General features: G+C 39.0%; 10 protein-coding genes and 1 pseudogene. 3 read left to right on the top strand and 8 right to left on the bottom strand.

Annotation, left to right across the window (positions count from 1 at the left end; all coding sequences use genetic code 11):
- Positions 1-268 precede the first annotated feature (268 nt).
- Positions 269-517: pseudogene (locus tag F8S12_RS42535) on the top strand (hypothetical protein); the annotation flags it as partial.
- Here the strand turns inward: F8S12_RS42535 and F8S12_RS34625 are convergent.
- On the bottom strand, positions 499-2184 hold the full coding sequence (locus F8S12_RS34625; protein ID WP_230968481.1) for a type I restriction endonuclease subunit R: 1686 nt from the start codon (positions 2182-2184) through the stop codon (positions 499-501). The pseudogene F8S12_RS42535 and the gene F8S12_RS34625 sit on opposite strands and share 19 nt — an antisense overlap.
- A gap of 84 nt (positions 2185-2268) precedes the next feature.
- Here F8S12_RS34625 and F8S12_RS34620 point away from each other — a divergent pair, with 84 nt between their 5' ends.
- Positions 2269-2505: a type II toxin-antitoxin system Phd/YefM family antitoxin gene (locus F8S12_RS34620; protein WP_196520780.1), complete on the top strand. Its 237-nt coding sequence runs from the start codon at positions 2269-2271 to the stop codon at positions 2503-2505.
- Positions 2505-2891, top strand: a complete 387-nt coding sequence (locus F8S12_RS34615) for a type II toxin-antitoxin system VapC family toxin (RefSeq protein WP_196520779.1) — start codon at positions 2505-2507, stop codon at positions 2889-2891. Before F8S12_RS34620 ends, F8S12_RS34615 begins: the two co-directional genes overlap by 1 nt.
- Here F8S12_RS34615 and F8S12_RS34610 read toward each other — a convergent pair.
- The 7 genes from F8S12_RS34610 to F8S12_RS34580 form a co-directional block, all read right to left on the bottom strand.
- A complete protein-coding gene (locus F8S12_RS34610) occupies positions 2868-3086 on the bottom strand; it encodes a FitA-like ribbon-helix-helix domain-containing protein (protein WP_196520778.1) in 219 nt (72 codons plus the stop codon). The two genes, F8S12_RS34615 and F8S12_RS34610, sit on opposite strands and share 24 nt — an antisense overlap.
- A 73-nt stretch (positions 3087-3159) precedes the next feature.
- Positions 3160-4428, bottom strand: coding sequence for a restriction endonuclease subunit S (locus F8S12_RS34605; protein WP_196520777.1), 1269 nt, complete (start codon positions 4426-4428; stop codon positions 3160-3162).
- A gap of 216 nt (positions 4429-4644) precedes the next feature.
- Entirely contained in the window at positions 4645-5076 is a 432-nt protein-coding gene (locus tag F8S12_RS34600; RefSeq protein ID WP_196520776.1) for a type II toxin-antitoxin system VapC family toxin, read from the bottom strand.
- Positions 5073-5417, bottom strand: a complete 345-nt coding sequence (locus F8S12_RS41320; RefSeq protein ID WP_230968480.1) for a hypothetical protein — start codon at positions 5415-5417, stop codon at positions 5073-5075. The genes F8S12_RS34600 and F8S12_RS41320 overlap by 4 nt, the downstream gene beginning before the upstream one ends.
- Positions 5414-5575, bottom strand: a complete 162-nt coding sequence (locus F8S12_RS34590; RefSeq protein WP_196520775.1) for a hypothetical protein — start codon at positions 5573-5575, stop codon at positions 5414-5416. Before F8S12_RS34590 ends, F8S12_RS41320 begins: the two co-directional genes overlap by 4 nt.
- A 762-nt stretch (positions 5576-6337) precedes the next feature.
- Complete coding sequence (locus F8S12_RS34585; protein ID WP_196520774.1) at positions 6338-7009, bottom strand: response regulator; 672 nt, start codon at positions 7007-7009, stop codon at positions 6338-6340.
- Between the two features lie 224 nt (positions 7010-7233).
- Positions 7234-8052, bottom strand: coding sequence for a hypothetical protein (locus F8S12_RS34580; protein ID WP_196520773.1), 819 nt, complete (start codon positions 8050-8052; stop codon positions 7234-7236).
- Between the last annotated feature and the right edge of the window lie 374 nt (positions 8053-8426).

The raw sequence follows: 8426 nt of genomic DNA, 5'->3' as shown, positions 1-8426 counted from the left end.
CAATACCTTTGCCAATTTACGAGGGTGAGTTGATATCTGAACTCCCTTTTCTCTGAGGCTTGGCAAAAACAATAAGTCCTAAAAATTCCTTCAAGGTTTCCCACAAGGTTTTTTAACGTATTGTCCGTAGTATCAAGGGTTTGATATTCCAAGCTACCTTATAAGCTAAACGCTTATGTATGGGTCATTTTGCCATTTTTGCCCAAATTTTTGTTGGCTCTTATTTTGGCAAAGGTATTGATATTTAGATGCGTTCGCCCTGGGAGGGGTGCAAGCTGGTGTTCTTCTAAATGTTTTCAATGAAGCTCAAGTTAAACAGAGGCGATATGAAGAATGGGTTGCAAGCATAAGAAGCCCAAGCTTAGTTTCTAGTGATTTGTGCTGGTATCAACACAGTGGTTGGCAAGATGGTTCTGCTAGTTGGGCAAGTGATAATTGCACGAAAGTTGGAAATGGCTGGAGTTTCAAAACTGTTTTTGCAAGTAGCGATGGTGTAGTCTACGGAATCAATGCAAACAATGAGTTGTTGTGGTATAAGCACAATGGGTGGCAAAACGGCTCTAGTAGTTGGGCAAGTTTAGCTTTGGCTTTTTGGGTGGTGCTAAGTTCTTCAAAGCTCAGGTCTTCGTCTAGTTCATCTAGGAGTTGTCTACCTGCTGCGTCTAAATCAACTTGTACTAAGCGGCTTTCGTAATAAATCGGCACGGTTGCCCCATCTTTGACGGCTTGGGAGATGTCGTAGATGTCAATATATTCGCCAAAAATGGCGGGGGTGTTTTTGTCGGTTTCTTCTACGGGTGTACCTGTGAAGCCGACAAAGGTAGCATTGGGTAAAGCTTCTCTAATGTATTTTGCAAAGCCGTATTTGGTGCGTTTACCGATAACGTTTCCTTCGGCATCAAGGACATTAACTTGTGTGGCTTTAAAACCGTACTGGCTGCGGTGGGCTTCATCGGCAAGGACAATAATATTAGAGCGATCGCTAATTTTTGGATAGAGGGTTTCGCCATCAGCAGGGGAAAATTTCTGGACGGTGGTAAAGATGATACCGCCTGAGTTGGTGTTGAGTAGTTGGCGGACTTGTTCTCTATCACCTGCTTGTTGGGGGTCTTGTCTGAGGAGTTGCTGACAACCTGCGAAGGTGTCGAATAGTTGATCGTCTAAGTCATTGCGATCTGTCAACATGACGATGGTGGGGTTCTGGAGGTTTTGGTTTAAAACCAGTTTTCCTGCCAGAAATACCATTGAAAGAGATTTACCGCTTCCTTGAGTATGCCAAAGTACACCGCCTTTGCGATCGCCTGCTTGGGATGAGGCTTTAATGATAGATTCGACGGCTTTATTAACGGCGTAATATTGATGATAGGCAGCGATTTTTTTAATGGTGGTAATGCTAATTATGCCTGTTTTGAGGTCTTCGGTTTTGGACTTTTCAAATACGGTAAAGTGGCGAATTAAGTCTAGTAAGGTTTGCTTGTTGAGCAGACCATTGGTTAAGATTTCCAGTTCGTTGATCTGGTTTTCGTTTGTGGTTGTTTTCCATGTGGAGAAGCGGTTAAAATCAGCCGTGAGCGAACCAGCACGGGCGGATAGTCCGTCAGAAATTACTAATAGGGCGTTATAGGTGAATAAGCTAGGGATTCTTCGTGTATAGGTTTGAAGTTGGTTATAGGCGGCGTTGAGGTTGGCTTTTTCATCGGCGGCGTTTTTAAGTTCGATGACGACGAGGGGTAAGCCGTTAATGAAAATGACAATATCAGGGCGGTGGTTATGGTTATCTTCAATAACTGTAAATTGGTTAACCGCGAGAAATTCGTTATTTTCGGGGTGTTCCCAGTCAATTAATTTAAAAGGTTCACCTCTGGTTTCACCGTCTTTCTGATATTCAACGGTGATGCCTTCGGTGAGGTATTTATGGAATATTTCGTTATTGTTGAGTAGTTCGCTACTGGCGATATTGAATATTTCCCGTTGTACCTGATATCGGGCATCGGGGCGAATTTTGGGGTTAATGCGTGATATTGCCTGTTGCAGTCTATCTTTTAAAACCACTTCACCGAAGCTTTCTCGCTCTTGGTTTCTGCCTTCTGGTTGAATATCGTAGCCGTTGCAGTAGCTATAACCGAGGTTTTGCAGCAGTTGGAGTTGGTATTGTTCGATTTCGTCTTCGGTGAAGGCGGTCATTTAGATTAAAAATTAAAGAAGTGTGGAATGATACATAAATTTTCATTTTATAATTAGATTTTAATCTATCTGGTTTTTTTGTCTATGAAGAATGCAACGGTTCAAGAGGCAAAGGCATATCTTCTCGAATTAATAGAGTCAGTGTTAGAGGGTGAAGATGTGGTCATTAGTCGAGAGGGTAAACCGTTGGTGCGTTTGGTACGCTATGAGGCGGAACTTGAGCCGCGTACTCCTGGGGCTTGGGAAGGGCGGGTTTGGATTGCTGATGATTTTGATGATGAGTCAGAGGAGATTAACGCTATGTTCTATGGAAAAGGTTAATGGGTTTTTTATTAGATACCCATGTTTTGTTGTGGTGGTTAGCAAATGACCCGAAGTTGTCGGCAGATGTGCGAGAAATTATTAGAAATCCAGTAAATGATAGTTTTGTTAGCGCAGCAACAATATGGGAAATAGCGATTAAAACTTCATTAGGAAAGTTGAAGCAACCCGATGATTTGTTGGCGGTGCTTCGGGATAATCGGTTTCAAGTTTTGGATATTTCGGCGGAGCATTGTTTAAATGTGGGTAATTTGCCTTGGCATCATAAAGACCCGTTTGATAGGATGTTAATTTCTCAAGCTTTGGTAGAAGGTTTAACAATAATTACAATAGACCAAAAGTTTAAATTTTATGATGTGTCATTATTTTCTGGTGATTTCGGTTAGTTCAAAATCACCGAGGTTTGCAAAGCGTTTTTCTATGGCTGCGGACAGGTTAATTTTAGGTGATAGTTCTGGAGCTAATACACTTTGAAGTATGGCTTTGATTTCGGCTTCGATGGTGTGTCCGTGTTGGGCGGCGCGTTGTTCTAAAAGTTTAGTTATATCTGGTTCTAGCTGGTGAATGGTGATATTAGACATAGCAATTTGGTAAATGAGTTAATTAATTATAATTTCATTTTTATATGGTGTCTTCAGTGAAAGATTTTATAGGTTATTCCTTGACGCGGATTTGACCACTCATTAGTTTAGGTAATAAAGTATCACGGGTTTTAGTTAGAGTTTGGATTTGATAAATATTATTTTCAATTTTTGAATTTAATATTTCAATAAACTTTGTATATTCACTTAACATTTTTAAATCTGGAATAAAGATTGAAATATTACCAAGAGCCTGAATAGTCAATGCCTTCTGGGTACTACCAATAGTATTTTGTTTAATTTTATTTTGAGTGGAATCTGATTTTAACCAGTAGTATATAACAATACCGCTAAATCCATTTCTAAAATTCTTTATCCATGTTAAATTACCATCTTTAAAATAGAATTCATCATTTTTTCTAACAAGATAAGGAATACCGATTGTTCCGACAGATGTAAGTAAAATTTCTTCAGTTTTGGGAACTTCAAATTTTGATTTTATTTCATTAAATTTATCGAATGAAATATATAATTCAGTGGTCACGTTTTGTCTTGCATGAAGTTCTATAATTTCTTTCGATCTATAAAATGGAATACCTGCTTCGACATACTCTGCGCTAAAAATTCTCTTGCTAGAAGTAATATCAGAAATGTCTTTTAATTTTCCAACACGCCAACCTTCGGGAATCTCGCCTAACTCCGATCGCACCATCGCCCCACCAGATGATTTATAGGGCTTACCGTCTGCGTTGGGGAACTCGAAATCTATAAACCAATGCTTAAATAGAGTTTGTGCGATCGCCTCTAAAGTCTCATTCTGTCGCCTCAGATTTTCGATTTTCTTTTCTATTGCCTCAAGACATCCAACTATAGAACTAGCAAAATCAGTAAGAGGAGGGACTGGAAATGAGAGAAAATCCTCTCTAGCTAATCCTAGATTTGTTGTCCCTGTTTGAAATGAGCGACAATAATTTCTACATTGAGGAGTTCGCAAAAGCCAATAAATATAATTTCTTGGAAATTCGTTTTTTAGGAAAACTAACTTTACTGTGTCTTGAGTTAGTCTACCTAGCTTTATTTTTTCTGGAATACGAGAAACTGCTCCAAGAAGATGTCCATCATGAGTTATATCCTTAAGAGACACATATAAATCACCTGCCCTTAGAGATATTTTTTCTGGACATTCACCCCCGTATGTTTCTAGTTTGTCATCACGAAAACCGCCCTCTCTATGAATGGAAGCTAAACCAATTAAAACTGCTCCTGACTGCCCTAATAATTGGCTCTTATAAGTAGTACCTCTCTGAAGAGTAATAAAATCACCAAGTTTTTTGGCACTCATAAACTTAAAATATACCTTTACTAACTATCATTTGATTCCCAAAACAAAAAATTTAAACTTACCCATCGCTCCCCTCAAAAAGCTGCCTTTAATCCTGTTTTAAAACCTCGGTATCTGGCAAATGAAGCTGATTATAAATATTAGCTACTCAACCAAAATCAAAGTGCCAGACAGTGTTGGGCATTTTTCATCGTTAGTAGTCCACTCACTCATAATTCAGCCTTCACCACTATTAACAAACCAATTTTCAACCGTTAAATCATTAAACAACTCAAAATCAGAAACATTATTAGTTACCAAAATTAAATTATTACTGTAAGCAATACTCGCAATTTGACCATCAATAAAAGCTGGAGTTTTGCCCATCTTAGATAATCTAGCCCTTTCTTGGGCGTGCCACTGTGCAGCTTTTAAATCATAATCTAGTATTGTCATTTTTAAAGGTATTTGATTAATATATTCCAGCAAAAATCGACGTTTTTGTGATTCCACCAAACGTAAACAACCAAATAAAAGTTCGTGCATTACAACCGAACCAGTCGCAGTCTCTAGTTGATGCTCAGTCAGTTTTTTAACTACATTAACATTAGGACTTTGACGAGTGGCTTCTGAAATAATATTTGTGTCTAATAAATACTTGATACTCAAAACTCAACATCCCTACCGACAGAGCGATCGCGAAGATCCGCAAAATCTGCATCATCAAAAGTAATGTTCTCCTGCTGCATCCTTTCTCTAAATCGTAAAGTCATATCCCAAAAGCCCTCAGACTTTGTTTGTTCTTCCTCTAATAAATCAGCGCCCAATTCATCAACGCTTCCGCTCTTTGGTGTCCCATCCTTAAAAGTCTGCATCACCTCCTGAGCATTAGCCAAAATTTCAACCCGCCCATTCTCAATTCGTTGCTGGCGCAGAAACTCAAATAAATACTCTCGATCTTCCGTAGGCAAACTATTAATAGAATTAATAATTTCTTGCAAAGTCATCATAGAACCTCCTCTAAACTAAACCCTACCTTTGCTAACTGTATTTTAATCTCTAAATCCAAAGCCTCAGCCTCACGCATTTGTGCTGCCAAGTCCGTAGTTAAAGCCCTCATCCTGTCTTCAAAGCTCACATCATCCGCCACCTCATCAGGAATCCCCACATATAGGACTCCTATTTGATTTTTGAACAAGACTCAGTACAGATATATCCCTTCTTTCCTATTCCCTATTCCCTATTCCCTGTTCCCTGCCCACGCAAGTAAATTCAGGAATCAAACCGGATTCCTATATGTAATACATCAAAACTCGTGCCAGAAATGACGTTTAGTTACCTACATAAACATATAGGTACGTAAATTGGAGTAGTTGATGCTGTTTAACACAGTTGTTTAAGGGGTTAGCATTCAAATAAACAGTTTAAAACCGCAAACCTGCTTGGCGGTCTAGTATTTATACTGAAAATAAGGTTAAGTTTAAATTATCTTTATATAACAATACCTCTGCTAATTTACCAGGGGTCAACACCTGTAGAAACGGGATGAATACGTAAACGAGGTAGCTTCTGAGGTTTTTGAAGGTTTGTGAAACCGGATAACTATTCCCAATTCGGGAAAATAGTACAAGGATTCTGTCTAGGTCTGTCTGTTCTTTAGGACTGCATGAATTGGGGTGATTTCGTTGGTCGTAGCATGGCCAGACTGTTCTCAACCAACTCATTAAACAGTCGCTTCAACTCCTCGGAACTGAACCGTTGACCTTTTACCTTAAAGTTGGGCTGTATCTCAATAATGACTGCCGATGTTCTGACGGTGCGCTCTTCGGAATTGCAGCAACGATTGGGCTAGTTAGGGATATAGAGATTTTGTACAAAAATAAACCCCACCAATACCCGACTTAATCCTTTCGCTCTCCTCACCGATAAATCATTCATTCACAATCAAGTTATAGTCAATATAACCAAGCATCGCCCCTCTTTTTATCGCCTCATAACGGTTCTTGACGTGCCATTTACTGTACAAATCACTGGCATAATTTTTGACTGTACTAACAGAGAGAAACATTTCTTTGGCAATCTGTTCAAAAACTAAACCCTGAGCCAGTAAACGCAGGACTTGTATTTGTCGCTCAGTAGGTGGTTCAAGCAAGTTTTTGTCAACGAAGTTGGGGTCGATATATCTGTTCTGATAAAGGCTTTCTAACAGTTTTTTAGCCAGCTTCGGGTCAAGTAGACATTCATTAAAGTAAGCTCTCTTGATGGCTAGTTCAATCAATTCTACATCAGCACTTTTGAGCATATAAGAATCAGCCCCATGACGAAAAGCCGAGTTAACAAAGTCGGAATGAGTCTGATTAGTAAAAATTACCACTTTACTATTAGTTTTCCTTTTGATTGAGCGAGTCAGTTCTAAACCACTCATGTCGGGTAATAGTAAATCAACTAACACAACATCAGGATTAGTCTGTTCAATTAACTGAAACCATAGTTTTCCACTGGTAGCATCACCAGTTACTTCTATATCTGGGGATTGTGAAATAGCGCCTTTGATGCCTAAGAGAGTGAATATTTCTGGTTCAACAATTACTATTCTCAGCATAATGTTGATAATCCTCTAATAATAAATGGCTGTTTATGAGGTTATTTCTTATTGGTGTCTAGCAGACACCTACTAGACACTTGGTGTCTGGGTGGTGTCTGGGGTCGTGTCTGGCGGTGTCTTTGCTGTATAAGGGTTTTGGGCTTTGGTGTCTGTGGAGTAGGCGTGTCCGATGTCCCCAAAAAAGGGGGGTTTTGGGAGCAGACACGCGGACACCAAAGCGGCTAAATTTGATTGAGCTTGATAACACCCTCGCCTATCCAGTCAGCCAAATCAGCCCCCACAATTTCATACATCCAGCCCTTTATTTGCTCAACAGTAAATCTTTCACCGTTCACTTTAAAATTGCCCTTAAACTCTCTAACATCAGCTGATATTCGTTCAGTTCTGGTGAGATATTCATACAGCTTTTGCGCCATTGGTGATAGTTTATTAGGTTCACCTTGGGTATCACCTGCTTTGTTACCAAGATTGAATTCCAGTTCATAAATCCGCTCTAAAGTGGCTTTATCGATAGTTGGCGGTTCATTACTGGTTAAAGGTTTATCAAGCCGAAAATCAATTCGCTTGTGGTCTAACTTGGGCAGTTCAATATCAATCCATTGACCATGCCCAGGTAGCTTAATCTTGCCCTGACCGCTAGCTTTAGCTTCTGTCGTAATTGGGTCAATAGTTGCGATTAATTCAACTTCTAATAGTGCAGCATCTCTCAGTTTTGATAATCCTTTGGCTTTGGCTAAAATCTCCATTGTGCGGTCGTGAGCCACGAACAAAGGAATCATTAATTGTTTGCGAGATTCAGTCATGGCACAGCGAAACCATTTACCAATAAAATCAGGGTCGGGCTTCCATTTATCATCCTCACAATCATCTGGCATTGGCTCAGTTATATTATCTGTCCAAGTTGTAAACTCCTCAGCGACTACACAGAAATGTTGGTTTGTGTCTCTTAAGTGTTGCGTCCATTGCTCCTCAACCATTCCACTTTCACGATAGGCTTTGTAACGGCGGCGCATTTGTGCCATGTACCCAGCAATTCTCATTTTGAAAACAAAAGAAGATAAAGTCCTCTTGTTTACATAGAGAACTTCTGTCTAATTATGATTTATTTGAAAGATAATCATAATAATTAACTGAAGAGAAACAATTTTAAAAATCTGCCCATGAAAAAATAGATTTCAACTTATAAATATAGCTGAAATTCCGACCTACTTTGTAAATTCTCTTAATTAATAATCTTTACCTCCTCTCAAAAATTTGACATTTTTAACTAGAATTTACTTTTGTGAGAGGGACATATTCGGTAAGAATAAATAAGAAAAACTCCGACCAATTTTTAAAGCAAATAAATTTTAATAAGGTACGAATATCATTAAAGAAACTAGTCCGAGTTGCTAATAAGTCACGAACTTTTTGA

The sequence above is a fragment of the Nostoc sp. WHI genome, assembly GCF_015714725.1.
GTDB lineage: Bacteria > Cyanobacteriota > Cyanobacteriia > Cyanobacteriales > Nostocaceae > Nostoc.
The sequence above is the reverse complement of the archived record's forward strand: the minus strand, read 5'-3'. Positions and strand labels throughout refer to the sequence as shown.